The 20,865-nt window shown below is 61.3% G+C and carries 18 protein-coding genes and 4 pseudogenes; 11 read left to right on the top strand and 11 right to left on the bottom strand.

Annotated elements, in window-relative coordinates:
* Positions 1-35: 35 nt before the first annotated feature.
* The 4 genes and pseudogenes from OKW28_RS23050 to OKW28_RS23035 form a co-directional block, all read right to left on the bottom strand.
* A pseudogene (locus tag OKW28_RS23050) lies at positions 36-248 on the bottom strand (IS30 family transposase); the annotation flags it as partial.
* A 456-nt stretch (positions 249-704) separates the two neighbouring features.
* A complete protein-coding gene (locus tag OKW28_RS23045) occupies positions 705-1,346 on the bottom strand; it encodes a GDSL-type esterase/lipase family protein (RefSeq protein WP_429449209.1) in 642 nt (213 codons plus the stop codon).
* Positions 1,347-2,678: 1,332 nt separating this feature from the next.
* Positions 2,679-4,058 (bottom strand): IS4 family transposase, encoded by a 1,380-nt coding sequence (locus tag OKW28_RS23040; RefSeq protein ID WP_429449207.1) that lies wholly within the window; start codon positions 4,056-4,058, stop codon positions 2,679-2,681.
* Positions 4,059-4,129: 71 nt separating this feature from the next.
* Positions 4,130-4,405: pseudogene (locus OKW28_RS23035) on the bottom strand (DUF4148 domain-containing protein).
* A gap of 564 nt (positions 4,406-4,969) precedes the next feature.
* Between OKW28_RS23035 and OKW28_RS23030 the strand changes: the two are divergent.
* Positions 4,970-6,160, top strand: a complete 1,191-nt coding sequence (locus tag OKW28_RS23030; protein ID WP_429449205.1) for a TIGR03118 family protein — start codon at positions 4,970-4,972, stop codon at positions 6,158-6,160.
* A gap of 463 nt (positions 6,161-6,623) precedes the next feature.
* Here the strand turns inward: OKW28_RS23030 and OKW28_RS23025 are convergent, their stop codons facing one another.
* A complete protein-coding gene (locus OKW28_RS23025) occupies positions 6,624-7,382 on the bottom strand; it encodes a reverse transcriptase domain-containing protein (protein ID WP_429449203.1) in 759 nt (252 codons plus the stop codon).
* Positions 7,383-7,545: 163 nt separating this feature from the next.
* Between OKW28_RS23025 and OKW28_RS23020 the strand changes: the two genes are divergently transcribed.
* From OKW28_RS23020 to OKW28_RS22995, 6 genes and pseudogenes are all read left to right on the top strand, one after another.
* The gene (locus OKW28_RS23020) at positions 7,546-8,010 is read left to right on the top strand and encodes a LysR family transcriptional regulator (RefSeq protein WP_429449202.1); all 465 of its coding nucleotides are present in this window, start codon (positions 7,546-7,548) and stop codon (positions 8,008-8,010) included.
* 116 nt (positions 8,011-8,126) lie between these two features.
* Positions 8,127-8,465 carry a hypothetical protein gene (locus OKW28_RS23015; RefSeq protein WP_429449200.1) on the top strand — a complete coding sequence of 113 codons (339 nt, stop codon included), beginning with the start codon at positions 8,127-8,129 and terminating at the stop codon, positions 8,463-8,465.
* Between the two features lie 109 nt (positions 8,466-8,574).
* Positions 8,575-8,793, top strand: coding sequence for a hypothetical protein (locus OKW28_RS23010; protein ID WP_429449199.1), 219 nt, complete (start codon positions 8,575-8,577; stop codon positions 8,791-8,793).
* 361 nt (positions 8,794-9,154) lie between these two features.
* Positions 9,155-9,601 carry a hypothetical protein gene (locus OKW28_RS23005; protein ID WP_429449198.1) on the top strand — a complete coding sequence of 149 codons (447 nt, stop codon included), beginning with the start codon at positions 9,155-9,157 and terminating at the stop codon, positions 9,599-9,601.
* A 232-nt stretch (positions 9,602-9,833) separates the two neighbouring features.
* Positions 9,834-11,089 (top strand): annotated as a pseudogene (locus OKW28_RS23000) (transposase); the annotation flags it as partial.
* 251 nt (positions 11,090-11,340) lie between these two features.
* The gene (locus OKW28_RS22995; RefSeq protein WP_429449197.1) at positions 11,341-11,943 is read left to right on the top strand and encodes a VOC family protein; all 603 of its coding nucleotides are present in this window, start codon (positions 11,341-11,343) and stop codon (positions 11,941-11,943) included.
* Here the strand turns inward: OKW28_RS22995 and OKW28_RS22990 are convergent.
* The 5 genes and pseudogenes from OKW28_RS22990 to OKW28_RS22970 all read right to left on the bottom strand — a co-directional run bounded on the left by OKW28_RS22990 (position 11,912) and on the right by OKW28_RS22970 (position 15,908).
* Positions 11,912-12,661, bottom strand: a complete 750-nt coding sequence (locus OKW28_RS22990; protein WP_429449195.1) for an SDR family oxidoreductase — start codon at positions 12,659-12,661, stop codon at positions 11,912-11,914. The two genes, OKW28_RS22995 and OKW28_RS22990, sit on opposite strands and share 32 nt — an antisense overlap.
* Positions 12,662-13,102: 441 nt before the next feature.
* Positions 13,103-13,384: a pyrroloquinoline quinone biosynthesis peptide chaperone PqqD gene (gene pqqD, locus OKW28_RS22985; RefSeq protein ID WP_184044028.1), complete on the bottom strand. Its 282-nt coding sequence runs from the start codon at positions 13,382-13,384 to the stop codon at positions 13,103-13,105.
* Positions 13,381-13,479: pseudogene (locus OKW28_RS22980) on the bottom strand (pyrroloquinoline-quinone synthase PqqC); the annotation flags it as partial. The gene pqqD and the pseudogene OKW28_RS22980, both read right to left, overlap by 4 nt.
* Positions 13,480-13,544: 65 nt before the next feature.
* Entirely contained in the window at positions 13,545-13,619 is a 75-nt protein-coding gene (gene pqqA / locus OKW28_RS22975) for a pyrroloquinoline quinone precursor peptide PqqA (RefSeq protein ID WP_090805708.1), read from the bottom strand.
* A 303-nt stretch (positions 13,620-13,922) separates the two neighbouring features.
* Positions 13,923-15,908, bottom strand: coding sequence for a sigma-54-dependent Fis family transcriptional regulator (locus OKW28_RS22970; RefSeq protein WP_429449193.1), 1,986 nt, complete (start codon positions 15,906-15,908; stop codon positions 13,923-13,925).
* A gap of 516 nt (positions 15,909-16,424) precedes the next feature.
* Here OKW28_RS22970 and OKW28_RS22965 point away from each other — a divergent pair.
* The 4 genes from OKW28_RS22965 to OKW28_RS22950 all read left to right on the top strand — a co-directional run bounded on the left by OKW28_RS22965 (position 16,425) and on the right by OKW28_RS22950 (position 20,427).
* The gene (locus tag OKW28_RS22965; protein WP_429449191.1) at positions 16,425-18,152 is read left to right on the top strand and encodes a methanol/ethanol family PQQ-dependent dehydrogenase; all 1,728 of its coding nucleotides are present in this window, start codon (positions 16,425-16,427) and stop codon (positions 18,150-18,152) included.
* A 116-nt stretch (positions 18,153-18,268) separates the two neighbouring features.
* On the top strand, positions 18,269-19,537 hold the full coding sequence (locus tag OKW28_RS22960; RefSeq protein WP_429449189.1) for a c-type cytochrome: 1,269 nt from the start codon (positions 18,269-18,271) through the stop codon (positions 19,535-19,537).
* An 86-nt stretch (positions 19,538-19,623) separates the two neighbouring features.
* The gene (locus tag OKW28_RS22955) at positions 19,624-19,938 is read left to right on the top strand and encodes a high-potential iron-sulfur protein (protein WP_429449187.1); all 315 of its coding nucleotides are present in this window, start codon (positions 19,624-19,626) and stop codon (positions 19,936-19,938) included.
* A gap of 78 nt (positions 19,939-20,016) precedes the next feature.
* Entirely contained in the window at positions 20,017-20,427 is a 411-nt protein-coding gene (locus OKW28_RS22950; RefSeq protein WP_429449185.1) for a GFA family protein, read from the top strand.
* 9 nt (positions 20,428-20,436) lie between these two features.
* Here OKW28_RS22950 and OKW28_RS22945 read toward each other — a convergent pair whose 3' ends face one another.
* The gene (locus tag OKW28_RS22945; protein ID WP_429449183.1) at positions 20,437-20,844 is read right to left on the bottom strand and encodes a GFA family protein; all 408 of its coding nucleotides are present in this window, start codon (positions 20,842-20,844) and stop codon (positions 20,437-20,439) included.
* Positions 20,845-20,865 lie beyond the last annotated feature (21 nt).

Raw genomic sequence — 20,865 nt, 5'->3', positions numbered from 1 at the left:
TGAGGCAACACGGGCGGCCATCGTAAGTGACAATCTACATCCTCGCGTTCGGCAAGCGTCAGCGCCAGCCTGGATCGCTGGCGGGGTGCAGGCTGGATTCCTCCAGTTTGCGCCAGAATTCCCTGTACTGACGAGTGATTGCGGTCAAATAGCTGGGCGATGTGCTGCAACGACTCGCCTTTGCGCCAGCGTTCCCACATCAATGCCTTCTGGCTTTCGCTGTAATAGATCCGGCGCCTCTGTTTCATTTGCAACACTCCCGCCGCTCATGCGACGTTCATTGTGTTGCATCGACCGGTTGAATCCGCCACGCCAAAACGGCCATTCGATCGTTCATATTGACTGGCTGGTAGTTGTCCGTGTCTCTAATTGGCTTGTCCAACTTGATGGCGATTCTCGTAGGCAGGCTCGCCGTTGCTGCACCAAACCTCGTCACTGGCACGCGTTGTCGTGTCTCGACAGGAGAGCAAGTCGATTAACGGCGACGGTTGCTCTATGCGACCCACGGCGTGGCCGGTCGACGTGGGCGTGTGTTTGCTAACCGCAGCTAACTGTCCTTTAACAAGCCAACGGTTGTGAACGGCCTCGATTTCCCCGCAGACATCGTTTGAATGGCGCGACGGTGTCCTGCCATAAAGGTATCGGACCACCAGCGTCGTTGGCTGAGAATGCGCACGCAGGTTCAGAAACCCAAGATGACGTCATCACTTGAGGCTATCAAGGTCCAATGCGTCGGCGATCGCCTGCATGCCAGCGTCGTTCGGATGCAGGTTGTCACCACTGTTAAAAGCCGGCAGGAAGGAGGCTGGGTCAGCGGGATTGCTCACGGCGCGAGCCTGGTCCAACACGGCATCGCAGCCGCTCGACGGGCTCAGCACAAACGCGTTGATCGCTTCCCGTGTAGCTTCGATCGCGGGTGTCCAGAACGGCGTGCCGCGAAACGGCGTCAGCGTCGAGCAGATAACCTTGACGTCGACCACATGCGCGCGAGCGATCAACTGTTGAAACGCGGCGATCAGATCCTGCGCGCTGGCTGGTGCCTCGGTGTTGAGGTTGTTGACGGCATCGTCGGAGACGATAGTCCACTTCACTCCCGTCTGGGCCAACGCGTCGCGATTGAAGCGATTGAGGCCCGCTTCGCCCCAGCCATCCGTGAAAAAGTTATTGCCACTGATTCCCTCGTTCAGTACACCGACCGCCATGCCGGCGTCGAACAGGCGCACGGCAAGATCGTTCGGCCAGCGGCGATTAGCGTTGCTGCTGGATGCAGACCCGTCAGTGATCGACGCGCCGAGTGCCACCACCGCGCCCGTTGCCTTGGCGTTTTGGACATCGACGTTCGTCAAAAAATAGTATGCCTGACCGGCAGGGTTAGGGGTGAAGCCGGCGAAGCTCGGATCGGCACCGACGTTGCCCGGCGCGACGTAGACGTCCTGCAGCGAGCCGTCGTGGCCAGTCGAATGCGGTGGCGTTCCGCCGGGCAGATACAGGCTGACGGCAATATCCGCGAGTGACGGCACGTCGAAGGGAACAGGGTCGCTTGCGATTGACGCACCTGCGGGCAGTGTCACGCTTTGTTGGCCTCCGAACGTCACCGTTCTCGTGCTACTGGCGACCGTAATGGGACCGCTGTCACGCAGGGCAACATAAACGTTGCCGATCTCACGACTGCCTCGCTCCCGTAAAGGTTCGACAACTGCACACGCACGGCAGAACCGCCAATGCTGGTGTGCACGATCTGGCGCACAGTCTCGTTGTTAAACCCCGGTGCACTTGTGACCCATGGTGCGACAGCCCAGGTACCGATCCACGCGATCGATGCCGTGCCATTAGACATTCCTCCGGAACTACTCCCCGATGTTCCGCCAGAACCACTCGCCGATGTTCCGCCGGAGCCAGTTCCCCCACTCGCGCCGGCCCCGCCCGCGCCGCCACCACCACAGGAAAGACAGACCGCCGCCAAAAGCGCGATCAGCGCGAGTCGAGGCCACGCGCTAGTGCTATCGGCCAAACCTTGCAATCGGTCCATGAGTGCCTCTCAAAGCGGTCTGGAGGACCGCAAGAACGTCGACCTATGCTTGAGCAACCGCTTCGACGAAACGTACACTTTTATACCCACGAGTCTCCTTGCGTCGGACAATCACACCGATAAACACGCCAGCTACGATCAGCTTGCGGACGTCCATTGTCCGGGGCGGAGCCGACGTTCTAATGTCGGTTTGAGAGAAAGGTCGAACTATTGCATCGACGGGTTGAATCCGCGGAGTGGACCGGACGTTTGAGTGTCTGTCCGAATGCTCGAGCGTATGGCCGTTCGTGGCCGAGGGTGTGTCAAAACGTGCTGCTTCGTAGTCGAGTGCGAAAGTCGACCCACCAGAACGCGCTGTATCGGCTTCGCGGCACGTGGGGAGGGGTAAAGCGACACTCGAAAACCTGGCAGTTTCGAGTTTTGACACACCCTCGGCCGCGCGGCGACATCCGGGTCAGTCCTCGATCTCTCTATCTCAGCCGGGTTGAAGGTGCTGGCGCTCCGTTTGGAACCAATAGTTGACCAGGCGCTGTGCCGCTTGTAGATCATCCGGGTAATACCTCAGGATTACCCACAAGTAATGTGATGGTGCTATTCGTTTTGCCTGAAACCAAATCCCTCAGGATTACCCACAAGTAATGTGATGGTGCTATTCGTTTTGCCTGAATATTCGGTACATCATCGTGATTTCGTGCAGGACAAGAAATCCACGCCAGATGACGGTAGGACCAGGTGGACGATCATGCTTTCGAGCGAGATATCCGCCGAGTCTGGCGATCCACAAGATGACCTGCGCGAGTGACGGCGGTTTAGCAGGTATTTCGGTACTGCCATGCGTACGACAGTAGAGGGCTCGCCACTCGATTGGCTGCAGCAATACTTCGCATGGCAGGTTGCCATCAAGCCTGGCAAGCAACATGGAGTACAGGATCCTCCAGCTTACGACGGCGAACAATGCGGTGGCGCGGACGAATCGATCGAGATTGCCAAATTGGCGGGCTTCAATGCGACAGCCACTTTTAAGCACACGATGCCACGATTCAATCGTCCATCGGCGCGCATACCATGCAAGACGCTCGAGGGCCTCTGCGTGTGTTTGCGTAGGCACCGAAGTCAGTAGAAGCCATTCCAATGGCTCTGCTCCTTCGTCCAAGTTCGTTTCCTGTGCATGAATTGCAAACACTTCAATTTCGGGAAGCTTCTCGCGACGACGATTTTGCGGCGGACGAAGGCGTACGGGCATGCAGCGCACAACCAGCCGTGCGGTGCGTGCCTGGCGGTTTTCGCGTGCAGGCACCTGCAGTTGCGCCTCTCCAAGCACTGGCGAGGCCAGCACGGTTTCCCACAAATATCGATCGGGGTGAGCAACGCGTCGGTTCCACGACGCGCGCACCAACCAGTCGACACCGGCAGGCCGCTGCGCCAGGAACACGTCATAGACATCGCCTTCACGGTCGCTCACGCCGATGACATGCGTGCACGGACAGTGCGTCTTGAGTACGCCCAGTTGCTCGATGCCTTCGAGCCATTTCGCGCTCTCTTTCTGTTGTACGGTTCGTTGCCCACGCAGATGTTTCTTGCCCAACTCCTCGTGCCTGCGTATCCAGGTCTTCATCCCGATCACCCCGAGTGGCAGCCCCTCTGGCGTGAGCGCAAGCAGACTGTGTATCAGGAAACCACGCACATGTGGATCGGAGCCATATCCCAGACCTTCGGTTGCCCGCAGATGAGACAAATTGAACTCGGTGGTGTCCTGAACAGCAAGGACGACTGGCACCTGTTGCATACGACACAGCGTTTGACCGATGTGCCCACCCAGCACGCCATCGACATCCACGTGCGGGTTGTCGAAAAAACGATATGCCGCCTTCAGCTCCGAACCATTGAACGACTGCGGAAAAGAGCAATGTGGGCCCAACGAAAGCTTGCGTGCCAGCGTCACGAGCCGTCTGGTCAGGCGAGCGTCGCCGAGCTCGGCGGCGCCAAACTCTTCATTTGCCCAATCATCAAGGTCAGATGTGTCCGACAATGCCCGACATCACAGATCACGAACCGGATCAAAGTTAACATCGGTCGTCACCGTTTACAAGCCATCGCCCTTCAATCGCACAGTCGCGAGCGACTTATGGGTAATCCTGAGGGGTAATACGGATCATCAAACCACGGTGACGGGTCGTAGCCCGCTTACCTCAAGGCAGCGAGTTCACTTTGGTGCTGCGCCATCGAAGGGGGCGCGTTTGTCTTGAGCGCCGCCAGGTCGCGGCACTCTGTCGGAGTGAAGTGCACCCCGGTATACGGCATGCCACCAGCGACACAGCCAGCGAGCAAAATCACCAGAGCGGGAAGTATTGACCGTGTTCCAGGCCGATTTCTCATAGTACGTCTCCTTCCCTGCGCCGCGCCGTGAACCAACTCGTAGTGCGCACCCTTGCCGCTGCGTGTGGGCGGAAAATGCTCGCCTTCGACGCATGTCACTTCGAAGCCGGAGCCGGCGTCGCCTTCTCTCACCACCTTGTAGATGCCATACGTCTGAAGCTTCTCGCCCGCTTTGTGCCCTTCGGCCCTATCACGCTCCTTCGGTTGATCCGCCGCAGGACCAGCAAGCATCGTTCCCCTCCCGCCTACCGCGGAGGTTGGTCAGCGAGGCGCGCCGCGAATAGGATCGCGCGAGGTTCGCATCGGCGGAGTCTCGGTCCTCGAGAGTCGCTCTTTTCGACCCAACTGAGCCCTTCTGGAAGGCAAAGCCGCAAACACGAGCAGCGGCCCTGGCAAAAAGATGCCTGCCACGGCCAGTACCGCACCCCAACTGTGATCCGGCGGGCCATTCATGCCAGTCTACCGGGTGACCAGTGAATTTTTGGGAGCCGGGCGGGAATATTTGAAGTACAGCGTTCGTTTAGCCTGCGGCGATTTCTCGCCAGTCAGACGAGGAGGAAAGTTATGTCTCAGATCTCGTGGGGTCTCAAAGCGGCGGCCATGATTGTCCTTGCCGCCGGTTTCACAATCGCGGATGCCGCCGCTGACGATGCCTATGTCGTCACACCGCTCGTGTCCAACGTCGCAGGCGCTGCCCCGAAGGTCGACGGGGTACTGCAGAACGCCTGGGGTATTGCCTTTAGTCCGGCAGGAAGTCCATTCTGGATCAACGACAATGCCACAGGCTGCTCCACGCTGTATGACGGCGAGGGGACAAAGGTGACGACGCTGCAGGTGTCCATCCCGCTGCCAGGCAACGTCATTCCGGCCGGCGCCTGTCATCCCGTCCTTCCCAAGAGTCCACCGAATCCCACGCCCGCGGCGCCAACCGGAATTGTATGGAATCCTTCGTCGGCGTTTCTCGTGCCAGGTACCAAGATCCCGGCCGTATTCATCTTCGCAACGGAAGACGGCACGATTTCCGCTTGGGCCGGTGGGTTGAATCCGCCGAACAACGCCGTGATCGCAGTCGATAACTCGTCCAATCCCTCCGCCGCCAGCGGGGCGGTCTACAAGGGGCTCGTCTTCGGAGTGAATGCGCAAGGAGGATTCCTGTTTGCGACGAACTTCCGCTCGGGTCGGATCGAGGTATTTGGGCCGAACGGTTCGGACGGCCTGTTCACGCCTGCGGCGACGGACGGTGGTTTCGCCGACCCGAACATCCCGGCTGGCTACGCCCCGTTTGGCATCGCGAACATCGAGGGGGACCTTTTCGTCACCTACGCGAAGCAGGACAAACAGAAGCACGACGACGATGCAGGCCGCGGTCATGGATTCGTCGACGTATTTGATACCGACGGCCACCTGCTGCGTCGCTTTGCGAGCCGAGGGCCGCTCGACTCGCCGTGGGGTATCGCGCGCGCATCGTTTGCGTTCGGCCGCTTCAGCGGCAAGATTCTCATTGGCAACTTCGGCGATGGTCGAATCAATGTCTTCGACAACGACGGCACATTCGTCGATCAGCTGGAAAATGAGTTCGGCAATCCACTGGCTATCGACGGCCTGTGGACTCTGACACTTGGTGGCGGCCGCAATTCGAGCCCGGACGCGCTGTACTTCTCGGCAGGTCCTAACAAGGAGACAAATGGACTCTTCGGTATCATCGCCCCGGCAAGCGGCTCGAAGGCACGAGCGTCCGCTCAGAACGGGCAATAGCCGGCAGCGCGCTGCTCCCCGGGCAACTCGAGAAGCACGACGTCGCCGACCATCGACGATTTAGATTGCAGTTCGAGCCGAAGACTCACAAATCAGCCGGTCGCGGAACTCACCGGACGCGACCGGCGCTTCGCTCGAAGCTGATGAATCGCCGGCCCTGCTCCGGGAGGCTTCACCTTGCGCACTGTCCTCGCCGTCTGAGCGAGCAATGCCACGATGATGCAGAGTTCATCTTCGCGGGATGGAACGGCCGGTTATTGGGTGGAGCCGTCCTCTGGGTGGCCGAGCAATGATGGGAGCGAATGGCGCTTCATGGCCAACCCGGACCGATAGCTGAATTGAGAACCGCTTGCCGGCCCGCAGCGGATGATCGTCGCAAGTCGACCCAGGATTGCGGTAGGGATGCCCATTACTGAGCACCCCCCGCACAGATCCCGGCGTGCCCAATTCGGGCACCGGGCTCCTACCTCGGGTGTTTGACGGCGAAGCGCCGGTCAGGCCACGGATGAAGGATTCGAGGGGGCGGAAGCCAGGCATTGGCGATTCGTCTCATTCGCTCCCACGTCATGGCGTCCTTCTGACTGCGCCGCCGGAGCGTGCGCCGCCATAGAGCGGTGATGTGATGTCGAAATGCGCCGAGTGCCCGCGAGTTGGTAGGCACCGCGTGATACGCAAAGTATCCGCGAACTACCTGCCTGAGCCATTGCCCTTGCACTGGAATCGGTTCGTGCATGCGCGTCCGTAGCGCCTCCTTGATCTGCCTGAGTCTCGCCCGCATGCGATCCCCTCGGGTCTTCCGCTGCAACTGGAAAGCCCCGCGACGAGACCTGCCGCAGATAAAGATGAAACCCAGGAAGGTGAAGGTCGCCGGTCGGCCAGGACCCCGGCTCTGGCGGTTGACCGCTGCATAGCGGCCGACCTCCAGCAGCCTCGTCTTGTCCGGGTGAAGCACAAGCGAGAATGCCTCCAGCCTCAAACGCATCGCGTCCCAGAATCGCCGCGCGTCAGCTTCGTGCTCGAAACCGACAACGATGTCATCTGCGTATCGCAGAATGATGACGTTGCCTTTGGCTTCCCGCCGTCGCCACCGGTTGGCCCAGAGATCGAAGACGTAGTGCAGGTACACGTTCGCGAACAGCGGTGAAGCCACTGATCCCTGTGGTGTCCCTGTCTCACTGACGCTAAGCTCTCCGTCTTCCAGAACACCCGCCTTGCGCAGCAAGATCGACACCTATACCAACGTATCGCCGGCTGACCACATGGATTAAGCGACGAACCCAATGTAGGGATGGTTCAATCGTTCGCCTCGGTCTATCGTTCTTCCAAGCGGGAAAGTCTCATTCTGAAGAGCGATCCGAATCAGACAGCACGAGGTGAACGGTTCCATGGACAAGTTCATGAGCATGCGCATCTTCTCCGGAGTAGTCGAGGCGGGACGCTTCAGCGTCGTTGCGGAGCATATGAGTTGCAGCAAGGGGAACGTATCGCGTGCCGTCCTGTCACTCGAAGACCAGCTGCAGGCGCCGCTCCTGCAACGCGCGACACGTCGGGTATCGCTGACGGAACCCGGCAAGCGCTACTACCAGAAGTGCAAGAGGATCCTGTCCGACCTCGACGATGCCGAAGCCGAAGCACGCGACGCCCACACCCGCGCGCGCCGAAAACTCCGCGTTCACTGCGTAACCGATCTCGGCCTCGGACAGTTGACGCACTCGATCATCGAATATCGCAGGCGTTTTCCTGCCGTTTCAGTGCATCTTAAGTTCCTGCCGCGTATGAGGGAAACGCTCGATAGCAGTTTCGGGAGCGTGCCCGCCAGTGAAGCGCTCAATCGCGTTGCGCAGATTTGATTGGCTTCGGGCCTTTCTGATGTACGCAATACAACCTGAATCGTCAGACATTTATCGTCGTTGGTCAATTAAAACCCGCTGTGTGACTTTCTTTCGCGCGTGATGGAGAACGCAAGATGTACACGATCAGACTACCTCGCATTCGAGCAAGCTATGTCGTTGCCGCGTGTATTGTGGCAATTTCCGCAATGTGTGCGTCTCAAACGCCCGGTCTGATGCAGGCCATTCTTGTCGTCGGTGCGAATGTGCAATTGCCGCTCGAACGCCTGGCCGCAGAGAGTCCAGAGAACGCCGAGCCCTCGCCTGTTGCTACCGTCGCCGACCGTTCCGAATGGAAGGGGCATGTCCCGAGGACGCAAGGCCGCCCCGCCACGCAAATGCCAGAAGAATACAACTCTCCCGTGCGCATTCGACGCGAGCGCCGCAGCATGGGACTGGCTACGAGCGAAGCGTGACCAGTTTCAAGTACTGGACGTAAACTCACCGCGCACTTCATTCGCCCGTTCTCATCGATACACAAGCGGTCGCGATCGGGCTGAATTTCTGAGGTGGAGACTCGCCCCGATGACGATCACGCACGAACAAGCCATGTCGATGAGCATCCCGTCCAAGCCGCTTACGAGGTTGCGCCGCCGCTTCAGCGGCCATGAAATCGCGCTGATGCTGCTGTTGCTGTTGCTGCACTCGCCGATGGATGTTTCCGCCAGACCAGAATTCCGGTTGCGGCAAGAGGCGGGCGCGTCGAGTAGGTCGGCTACCGCTCCACTCGGCGCTTTCAGCTAACACCGCAGGGATTTGTCGAGGCAGGTCGTGTGTATTGCCGTCGGACGATGGAGGTTGAACGATGAAAGGCGAAGCAACGTCGGGGGCAGGCGTGAACAGGCTGACGAAGGCCGTCCTGAAAGTCGTGACGACACTTTGTGGCAGCCTCAAGGCTGCGCCACCTGATCGAACTGCGGATGAGACCACGCAGTTGGACTCGTACGGTCCGAGCGTGGAGACGAAAGCGTCATCGCGGCGCACCGTCGCCGTTATCCCGAGCCGACTGCTAGCGTCGCCCCATCGGGCGGACGGCGAAAATCTGCGAGACTACAGGCTGGCTCGTGTTTTGCCTGTCGACACCCGCGGTTCGGGCACGTTCACCATGGCAACCCGTCTTCAAAAAGTACTCGTCGTACTGCTGGTGTCAGGCGCAGGCTTCTGCCCAGTCGCGGCGCACGCGTACGCGCTTGATGGGCAATTCGACTGCAGGGCGAGTCCACACGCGTTTATCGGGCAGCTCATCAACAACCAGTACATCGACCCGAATCCAATGCACGTTGAGGCGAATTCGGTCAACGCGTTTCGGCCAGCACAAGGCAGCGACATAACGGCCTTCGGCTTTCGTGTCTACGCCGTGCTTGGGTACGAGCAGGACGACGGGACGTTCAAGAAGGGCCGCGGCAATGCGCTCGCGGGCCCGCTGTACGGCGCTGTGCTGTCCGCTCCCAGCGACGCGGTCGAATCGCGCGTGCGCGATGCTGGCAGCAACGCTACCGTGCGCACGGTGATTCCGTTGTTGCTGACCGCGGTGGTCTGCAGCCCGTCTTGACGCGCCGCGTTCGTACCCTCACGGTGCAAGGCTTCCTGCCTGCCACGCCTCTTCGGCGCCGAAGTCAGGCTGGGAGCCCGCCAATGACCGCTTCTCCAGAGGGCCGAATGGGTACTTCCGACCCGGAGCGGCCGGTTCGGCCCTCGCTGCCCAAATGGCGGATTACGGAGCAGAGTGTGTGAAAACGCATTGATCGCCCAAACTGAATCAACGCACTGAGACCGGGTGACTCATGAAGCGATTCGTTGAAGGCGATGACCGCGGGCAGATCGCACTACTTCCCGAATGTGTCGATGACTACATCGGAAAGGACAACCCTTTCAGGGTCATAGACGCCTTCGCCGACGAACTGGACCTTGCGGATCTTGGTTTCAACGGTACCACGCCAGCGATTACGGCCCGCCCGTCCTATCACCCAGGCGCGATGCTCAAGATCTATATTTACGGCTACCTGAACCGGATACCTTCGAGCCGGCGTCTCGAGCGTGAATGCCAACGCAACCTCGAGCTGATGTGGCTAACGGGACGTCTGGCTCCCGACTTCAAGACGATCGCCGACTTTCGCCGTGACAGCGGCGCAGCCATTCGCAACGTATGCCGGCGTTTCGTCGAACTGTGTCGTGGGCTGAAACTGCTATCCAGTGACATGGTGGCCATCGACGGTAGCAAGTTCAAGGCGTCAAACAGCCGCGACAGGAATTACACGGCAAGCAAGATCGACAGGCGTCAGCAGCAGATCGAGGAAAGCGTGCAGCGATATCTCGACCTGATTGAATCCGCAGACCGGACCAGTCCCACAGGTTTCGATGTGAAGACCGTTCGCCTGTACGAGAAAATCGCCCGCTTGCGCCAGCAGATGCGTTCGGAAACGATCACGGACAACTCAGCAGAATGGCGCCGTCTGCGAAGGACGCGATGGGCGGATCGAGGCTGAAGGTTGTCGCGGATCGGGGTTACTTCAGCGGCCCGGAGATACGGGCATGCGATCTGAACGACATGAGCGCGTACGTTCCCAAGCCACTCACCTCCGCGTCGAGGAAGAAAGGTCTCTTCACCAAAGCCGACTTTGTCTACGTGGCAAAAAACGATGTGTATCGATGTCCTGCCGGCGAGCGTGCCATCCTTCGATTTACTACCGTTGAGTATGATATGAATTTGCGGGTTTACTGGCCCAGCGCCTGCCCGCGTTGCCCTATGAAGGAGCGATGTTCACCCAGCGACTATCGTCGCATCCGAAGGTGGGAGCACGAAAACATACTGGAAGCCATGCAGCGACGGCTCGACCGGAAGCCCGATGTAATGACCATCCGCAGAAGTACTGTCGAGCATGTCTTCGGTACACTCAAGCACTGGATGGGTCCTGCACACTTCCTGACCAGGACGCTCGGGCGAGTGAGTACGGAGATGAGCCTGCAGGTGTTGGCCTACAACCTGAAGCGGGTCATGAACATACTTGGCGTTGCAGGGACGATGAAGGCCATGAAGATGGTTAGAAGCGGTCACTTCAAGTGCAACCTGCACCGGATCGCCGACTACCCCAATCTTTCCGCCTATACGCGCGATATCTATCAGTTGCCGGGTGTCGCGGAAACGGTCAATTTCGATCACATCAAACGGCACTATTACGAAAGCCATCGTGGGGTCAACCCTACTGGCATCGTGCCGCTTGGACCGGTTCTCGATTTCTTCATCCCTCACGATCGCGCGCGATTCGCACCTGCAAAGTAGGAACCTCAGTCATGTACAAGGCTCATCCCATGCTCCCTCCCGTTCGCGGCCTGCGACTCAATAACGTCGCGCTCGCCGTGAGCAACCTGAACGCGATGGTCGCGTGGTACGAATCCCGACTCGATTTCGTCGTGACCGGGCGCGGTCGTTTCGACGCGGTAAGCGCGGACTACGCAATGCTCGATGCCGCTGGTTTGCGCATTGAACTGGTGTCACGCGCAAGCGCGGTGCAACGTCCGGTCGACCGGACGTCCCCGCCAGATCGTCAGGCAGTGCTTGGCCTCAAAGCGATGGTGTTCGAAACCGACGACCTGGAGGCGATCACGGCCTTGCTGACGGACCATCAGGTAGACATGGTGTGGGCCGACCAGCCGTTGAGCGCCGAGCGGCGCTCAACCTTGTTGCGCGATCCGGAGGGAAACCTGATTCATATCTTCGGCCCGATGTTGCGCCACACTGGAGACCGCATCAGGGCGGGGCCACCGACGAAATGCCGGAGGCCCGCTGGCGACAATCTCGCGAAGCTCTCTCACGACGGCGCCGGTATGGCGCACGGATTGCAGGCTGTTGCGATCGAGTCGTTTAAAGCTGACTCATGCCACCATCAGCGATGATCTCCGTGCCGACGATAAACGCCGATTCGGGTGACGACAGATGCAAGACGGTGGCGGCGATTTCCTCGGGCGTGCCGAAGCGTCCAAGGGGAATCTGATTGAGAATTTGAGCGGCAGTGGCTTCGAGGGTCGCTGCATCCATGCCGAGCTTGCCGTACAGCGGCGTTTGCACCGGCCCGGGGCTGACGACATTCACGCGCACGCCGCGCGGCAATAACTCCGCGGACAAGGTCTTGGCGAGCGAGATCACGGCAGCCTTGCTGGCCGCATAAACGGATGAACCCGGCATGCCGATGTGCGCGTTTATCGAGCCATTGATCACCACCGAAGCACCCTTATTCAAATACGTCAGCAGCGACTGGATCTGAAAATAGGCGCCCTTGACGTTGGTATTGAAGCTCGCGTCCCAGAGCGCTTCGTCCACGTCAGTGAAAGGCGCGAACTTTGCAGCGCCCGCGTTGATGAAGAGCGCATCGAGCTTGATGCCCGCCTTGCCGATCGCAATGGCGAGTTCGCGCGCCGCCGCAACCGAGCCTGTGTCGTTACGAACTGCCACCGCGTCCGCGCCAAGCACCCGTCTAGCCTCTTCGAGAGCCGCGCTGTCACGGCCCGTGATGACGACTCGCGCACCTTCCGCGGCGAACGCCTTTGCTGCGGCGAGACCGATCCCGCTGCTACCGCCAGTGATCAATACAGATTTGCCATGAAATCGAGCCATGTTTTTCTCCGATCAGTCAGGTGAGTTACTGCAATTCAAGGATGCGCCGCTTCAATTGAAATGCCGTACGATCTGGGCGATGCAATCGTTCGATATTATCGGACATTTGATCAGACGCTCGCGTGGTCCGTGCGGCGTTTTATAACGATTAACGGCCTCGATGCTGGGCTTAAACGACATTTTCTGGTTATCGGCAGTGATCTTTATCGCGATCATTCCGCTAATCTGGCTGACTAAACCGCACAACGGTGCCGACGCAGGAGCAGCGGGAGCCGCTGGTCATTGATTGGCGCGCCGAGTGGCACGGTGGGCAACTCCACCCGGCGCGACACCAGGAAACACCGAGTCCCAGCCCTTCATGCACGCCTTCGGACGCACCGGCACTTCAATTCGGCGAGCCGCCGCACTGGCACGGAAGGACCGGGATGGTCGTGGGCCAGGTCAGGCTAGCCAGCCGCGCAGCCGCGCGTGATCGAGAAAGCGATAGACGTCGGGCGCAAGTTCGGACGTGCCGAAAAGCCGTTCGAGTTCGCCGATGATGTCGTCGAGCTCGTGTTCTCCGTCGCAACGCGCGAGGATCGCGCCGGCGCTAGTGTTGAGCTTCACCATCCCTTCGGGATAGAGCAGCACGTAGGCGTCCTGCGCCGCTTCCCACTGCAGGCGGAAGACGCTCCGCAGGCGGGGGCGCAGCGGCACGCCGCTATCCGCGTCACGCGTGTTCATAGGGGCCAGGCCTTTTCGACCGCATCGAGGATCGACCAGAGAATATCGAGTTTGAACCGCAGGATATCGAGCGCGCGCTGCTGCGCCTCGGGCGTGCCCGGCGTTGCGAGCGCCGCCCGCGGCGCCACTACGGCACTGCGGGCGGCACGCCGCAGCCCGCTCAGCGATTGGCGATATACATCGTGACTTCAAAGCCGAAACGCACCTCGGCGTACGACGGGGTGATCCATTGCATGGCATGTCTCCTTGTTTGCGATGGGACGGAAGAACCGCACTCGATGCGCGGCCGTTCCCTTCAAAGCAAAGGACATGCCGATGTCGCCACGCGAGGCTCGTTTGGCTCGCGCACAAGCCTTCGCCTGGGTATGGGCACCGACATCGTCAATTCGCTGACGTAAGCGGGACAAACGCGTCGCCATACGACGCGTTCGGCAGATGGGCAGTGTTGATTTTTTGAGCACCACTGCTGCGGGATGCAACAACGGTGTGACAGCACGTGAGCGAAACAGAAGTGCTGATGAAAGCGGCGCGGTGGGGTTCAGAAGTCGTCCACCTCACGATCCGGCTCGACCACGGGCATCTTGCGATAGATCGTGTTGCGCGACACGCCGAGCTCGCGCGCGGCCGCCGAAACGTTGCCACCATGCCGCGCGAGCGCGGCGGCAATCACCGACACGGTCACGTCCTGCAGGCGCGCGCACTCCGGCGCGAACGCATTGCCCGAGCCCGGCGTATCCGCCGCGCCGCTCGACGAAACGCCGCAGCGCAGATCGTCGAAGAAGTCATCGGGCAAATGCTCGCGCCGGATCTCGCCGTCCGCGTCGACCATGGCCGCCGCGGTGCGCAGCAGGTTGCCAAGCTGCCTGAAGTTGCCCGGCCATGGACAGCGCTCGAACATCGCCATGACATCGGGTGCGACGTGAAGCGGCCGTCCGCTCGCGCTGGCGATCGATTCGCGCAGCAACATCTTCTGGATCACGACCGCGAGGTCGGTACGGTCGCGCAGCCGCGGCAGACGCACCACGAGGCCATTGAGCCGGTAGTAGAGATCCTCGCGGAAGCGGTTTTGCGCGATCATCTCGCGCAAGTCCCGGTGCGTCGCGCAGATGATCGCGACGTCCACCGCGATGCTCCTCGTCGAGCCGAGCGGGTTGACGACGCGTTCCTGCAACACGCGCAGCAGCCGCACTTGCAGCGAGTACGGCATGTCGCCGATCTCGTCGAGAAACAGCGTGCCGCCGTTTGCCTGCAGCAGCTTGCCGATCGCGCCTTTGCGCCGCGCCCCGGTGAATGCGCCCTCCTCGTAGCCGAACAGCTCGGATTCGATCAGCGTCTCGGGAATCGAAGCACAGTTGACCGCCAGGAACGGCCCGGCGCAGCGCGGCGAATCGTTGTGGATCGCCTGCGCGAGCAGTTCCTTGCCCGTGCCGGTCTCCCCATTGATCAGGATCGGAATGTCCTTGCCGATCACCCTTCTGACCTTCGCGATGACCGCGGCGACCTGCGGGTCACCCGTGTCGAGATGGCTCAGACGCGAGAGTCCGGCGGCCGCCTGCGGCGGCTCCTCGCGCGCGAGCGCGCGGGCGCCGTCGTGCACGGCGACCGGGCGGCTGCCCTCCGCCAGCGACGCCCGCCTGAACTGCACGCGCGCGCAGACGACCGCGCCGCTGCTCAGGTTGAGCATCAGGTGCGGGTCGAGGCTCACGCGCGCGCGATCGATCAGTTGCGCGCTCGTGGCCTGGAACAGCGACGACAGCGTATGCGCGCGCAGCCCGGCGAGCGACATGCCGAGCTGGAACTGGGCGCTCCGGTTGGCCGACAGAAAGCGTCCGTCGCTCGTGAACGCCACGATGCCTTCCATCAGCGTGCCCAGAAACTCAGGGCGACTATGGAAGGACACTTGCAGCGTTTCGTGAAAGGTGGTCGTAAAGAGATGATTCTCGATCATCTGCACCGACATTTTGGCGAGCGCCATCGTGTGCTGATGGTAGCTGCGGTAGTCGCCCGTCACGTCGAGCACCCCGATCGCGTCGCCATACGGATCGAGAATCGGCACGCTCGAGCAGGTCAGGAAGCGGTTTGCCGCCAGGTAGTGCTGGTCGCCGTGCACGACCATCGCGCAGCGCTCGGCCAGCGCCGTACCGATCGCATTGGTGCCCTGGCGGTCCTCGGCCCAGTTCGCGCCGGGCCGCAGCGCGACTTTCTCCGCGCGCGCGAGGAAGTCGTCGTCGCCGATCGAATGCAGGATCAGCCCTTCGGCATTGGTCAGCACGATCATGCTTTGCGTGTCGGCGATCTGCTCGTGCAGCGTCTCCATCACCGGCGTCGCATGCGCGCACAACACCCGGTTCTGCTCGCGTTTGAGCACGAGACCCGCGTTCGAAAGAACCTCGTATTCCGGCCGCGCCGACGCGCACAGACCAAACGTTTCGGAGCGTTCGTGCGCTTTCTGAATTGCCGGCACGGGAAAGTCATTGGACCGTATGGCAGTCTGAGCCACGGCCGGGTGAACGTCATCGCGCATTGTCTCCCTCCTGGAAAGCCTGGTACCTTGCCAGACTTTTCTCCGTCCTCTTAAGCAAGCTCCGGGCCATCCATTTCAGCGACAGCGGGGAAGCGAAGCGGCATCAATGCGGCCGCGACGCGCAATGCGTCGTCAAACGCGCGAAATGCCGAGCCGCATCCATGCGGAAGGGAGAGGCTGTATTACCACAAATTGATGCGCGCCGCGATATGCGGAGTCATCCCGAGGGGCGCTTAGCCCGCGATCCTGGCGTCGCCCTCGACCCGAGCGATGCGCGCCAGCGCTGCAACTGTCCTGTTTCTCAACACTCCATCGCCCGGCGTTGTACCGGGATGCAACACATGGAGCGCTCTACGCGCGATATGTGCCGCCGCACGTTTCAGGCGTGCCGCCCTTTCGGACTCGCCCACAAAAATGGCATGTGACTTGCAGTAATGACACCGCAACCGGATCGACACGGAACAAAGGGGCGACGCCTCTCCCGGCACTGCATCGACAAACACTCAGGAGACGACCATGAAGAACCGTTCGCCCGCCGCAGGCCGGCTGGCTGTCCTTGGAGCGAGCATCGCGATCGCGATGGCACTGAACGTGGCTCCGGTGCACGCCGCCCCGGACTACCCCGCCGTGACCTACGAGCGCCTCGCTCAAGCACAGAGCGACCCGGGCTGGCTCACCTACTACCGCAGCTATAGCGGCCAGTCACATTCGCCACTGAAGCAGATCGATGCATCGAATGTCGCCGGGCTCAAGGAGGCCTGGAGCTATCAGTTCCCCGCGGAACTCAAGCAAGGCTTCGAAGCAACCCCGATCGTCAACGGCGGCTACCTTTTCGTCAGCACGCCGAAAGACAACGTCTATGCATTCGATGTCAAGACCGGCACGAAGCTCTGGAAATACGAGCCGAAGCTCGGCGCGGAATCGTTCAAGACCGCATGCTGCGACGTAGTGAATCGCGGCGTCGCGCTGTATGGCAAGAACGTCTACGTGGCCATGCTGAGCGGCGAGGTAGCCGCGATCGACGCGCAGAGCGGCAATGTCGTGTGGAAGAAGCAGATGTTCGAACCGGGTCTCGGCTACGCGTTCTCGCTCGCACCGCTCGCGCTCGACGGCGCGATCGTGGTCGGTACATCAGGCGGCGAGTATGGGATTCGCGGCTATATCGCCGCACTCAATCCCGACGACGGCTCGATCATCTGGAAGCGCTATACGATCCCGAATGCCGGCGACAAGGGCGGCGATACGTGGCCCGACGGCATGCAGGAACATGGCGGCGGCGCGGCGTGGCTGACCGGCACCTACGACGCCGCCACGCAGACGCTGTACTGGGGCGTCGGCAATCCGGGACCGTGGCTCGCCGCGCTGCGTCCCGGCGACAATCTGTACTCCGATTCCCTGCTCGCGCTCGATCCGAAGAACGGCGACCTGAAGTGGCACTATCAGTACACGAGTAACGACACGTGGGACTACGACGGCGTCAACACGCCGGTTCTTGCCAACATCAGCTACAAGGGCAAGCAGTATGACGCCATCATCCATGCCGACCGCAACGGCTTCTTCCACGCGATCGACCGCAAGACCGGCAAGCTGATCTACGCGGAGCCGTTCGTCAAAGCGCTGTCGGTGACGGGCTATACCGCCGACGGCAAACCAGTTCAGGACGCCAGCCGGTTTCCCAAGGCCGGCACGACGATCAACACCTGTCCGAGCTTTCTCGGCGGCAAGAACTGGTGGTCGACTTCCTACGATCCCGAGCGGCACATCGCGGTGGTGCCCTCGCTGCATGCGTGCATGAGCCTGTCCGGCAAGTCGGTCAGCTACATGGAGGGTCTGCCCTACCTCGGCGAAGGCTTCGAGATCCAGCCTGAACCGGGCAGCCAGGGTTATGGCGAGCTTCAGGCCATCGACGTCAATACCGGCAAGAAGCTGTGGGGTCACTGGACCAGGATGCCCTGGAACGGTGGCGTCGCCACCACGGCCAGCGGCCTCGCCTTCAGCGGCTCGCTCGACGGCCATCTGTACGCGTTCGACGTGACGACGGGCAAGGTGCTGTGGGAGAGCCCGCAACTCGCGAGCGGCATCGTCGCGCAACCTTCCGTGTTCGAAGTCGACGGCAAGGAATACGTGGCCGTGCTCGCGGGCTACGGCGGTGCGAATCCGATCTGGGGCGGCCCGATGGCCGACGTCGCGAAGGACGTTCCGCGCGGCGGCACGCTGTACGTGTTCGCGCTCGATCGCAGCTAGGCGCAGCCACCGCACCCACACCGTTCTGCCCATCCGGCCTTCGCCGCTGCATCTTGCCGCGCCCGCACGCAGCCCATGCGGGCGCGGTGTTCCCGCCATCACAGGAACGCACCATCATGAACATTCGATTCACACACCTTGCTCTCGCCAGCGCGCTCGTCGCCGGCGCCGCACATGTTGCCGCCCAGGCGGCCGCGCGGACGTCTTCCAGCGTCCGCGTGTGCACGATGCCCGGCAGCCCTTCGGCCGAGCTGGACAAGTCCGTTGCACGCGCGGTGTTGAGCGCGGCGGGCATTACCCCGACATTCGCGCCGCGCGGAATCGACGACGACGGCGACGACGGCATCTCGGCTCGCGAGCTCTCGACTTCGCTGCAGCGTAACTGCGACGTGATCGCGGGCTTTCCGCGTTCGAGCGTGGCCGACGGCTCCGACTCGCACCTGCTCTTTTCCGAGAGCTATCTGCACTCCGGTTACGTCAGCGTCACGCTGCGCGGCGCCCATGCGGCCAACACCCCCGTCGCGGCGCCGGACGGCAAGATCACCATTGCCGCCACCTGGTCGAGCCCGTCGCAACTGATCGCGGTCCAGCAGAAGAACGCGCGCTTCGATCTGGAAACCACCTCCGAGCTGACCGTCGACGCCGTCGCGAAAGGGCGCGCCCAGCGCGCGATCGTCTGGTACCCGGCCGTGGTGGCGTATCGGCATGCGCACCCGCAGCAGCACTTCGACGTTGCCGTCGCCGAGTCGCCCTATGCCGACTGGAATCTGGTGTTCGCGTCGGGGCCCGACACGCAGCCGCTGCAAAAGCGCATCGATGACGCGCTCACGCGTCTGCGCAGCGATGGCCGGCTCGCAGCGCTCACGCGCAACTGGGCGCTGCCAACCACCATCGCGAGCGGTTCGGCGACCACGGCCAGCACTCACGCGAATCTCGCGCGCTATCTCGACGGCCCGACCCAGGCGCCGCCGCGTGCGGACCTATGGCGCGTGGGCGGCATGCCCGCCGCCGGCGGCTTCATCAAGGTTGCGGCGACGACCGAGACACCGTCGTTCGATCACGATCAGGTCACCCACGGTGAACATCTGTATGCCGATTCGTGTGCGAAATGCCACGGCGAGAAGCTCGAAGGCAACACCGCGCCGTCGTTGATCGGACCGGCCTTCGCGCCAGCGGCGAACTCGCATCTGACGATCGGCGGCATTTACCAGTACATGTCGACCAACATGCCCGCGGATCATCCCGGCAAGATGAGCGACGAGGAGTACGCCGATCTGATGGCCTTCCTGCTCTATACGAATGGCTACGACACCGGCAGCGCGAAGCTGACCGCGCAAGCCGCGCAATCCTCGACCACACCGCTGAATGCCGGACCGCGCCACTAACACGTTGCTTCGCACCGCATTACGACGCCACGCCGCTTCAATCGAATGCGGCATGGACGACCCATTTCTTTTCTCAGGGCATCATCATGGTCTCTCACAACCGCAGACACTTCATTCTCCAGGCCGCGGGCCTGTGTGCCGCGCTCGCCAGCGCCGACCTCGCGTTAGCCGCGCCGCCCGCCGTCGATGAAAACGACGCCACGGCCAGCTCGCTCGGCTATCGTGCGAAAGCGAGCAGCGTCGACGTCGCGAAGTTCCCCAAGTACCACGCGGGCCAGACCTGCGCGAACTGTCGTTTCTATACCGGCGCAGCGGGCGAGGCTTCAGGACCGTGCCCGATGTTCCCCGGCAAATCCGTTGCCGCTGACGGCTGGTGCAACGTCTATGCGCAACGAGTTTGAGCGCTGCTAAGCTACGGTCCCGCACCTATTCTTAGACTCCCGAACAAACCGCGAGATCATGTGAACCGGAGAAGATCGATGTCGACGCCCTGGCTGGGGCGCTGCCTGTGCGGCGCGGTGCAATACGAAGCTCGCGGTGATTCACTCGCGCAACTGATCTGCCATTGCCGCGATTGTCAGCGCGCTTCAGGTTCCGCGGGATTGCCGGTCGTCATAGTGAGAGCCGCCGACTTTTCGTTCAAAGGCGACGTCAGGCCTTATACGAAGATCGGCGGCAGCGGAATGCCCACGACGCGCAACTTCTGCGCTCATTGCGGCAACCTGCTATTCGCTACGCCGCATCATGCGCCGGACATCGTGACCCTCTATGCCGGCACGCTCGATGATCCTGCGCGGTTCAAGCCCGAGTTCGTTCAATTCGCGTCCGAACGCCATCAACTGGATGCCCACCAGCCTGACATTCCCCACCATCCGCGAAGAGCGCCCTGACCGGTGCAATCAAAGATGCCGTGTTTGCGCGGGAGGATTGCCCCAAGCGTTGTGCAGCCCATCGCGATAGGTCACGGGCGCATTCAACGCCGCATCGAGATCGAGTTCATCGAGGCACATGATGTTCACGTTGATATACGGATACCCTGTGCCGTTTGGCATATCGATGCGATCGAATACGTGGACCCCGCAGCGTTTGCAGAACGGGTGATGCGCGACCGCATTGTGCCCCTGATATTCCCTGAGCGCGGCTTCATCCGAAAGAAGACGAAAATCTTGCCGGCGAACCTGCACGTGCCAGAATCGCAGCCTGCTGCAGTAGCTGCAATTGCACTTCGACGTGCCCTCGTCGAAATCGATGCGAGCCTCGAACTTCACGAATTGGCAATGGCAACTTCCGAGGTACGTGCGCAACATGGGGTTCTCCGGGATTGAGGG

Origin of the sequence: Paraburkholderia sp. 40 (assembly GCF_050434105.1) — a bacterium.
In the GTDB taxonomy this organism is placed as follows: domain Bacteria; phylum Pseudomonadota; class Gammaproteobacteria; order Burkholderiales; family Burkholderiaceae; genus Paraburkholderia; species Paraburkholderia tuberum.
This window is presented reverse-complemented; position numbering and strand designations above follow the sequence as displayed.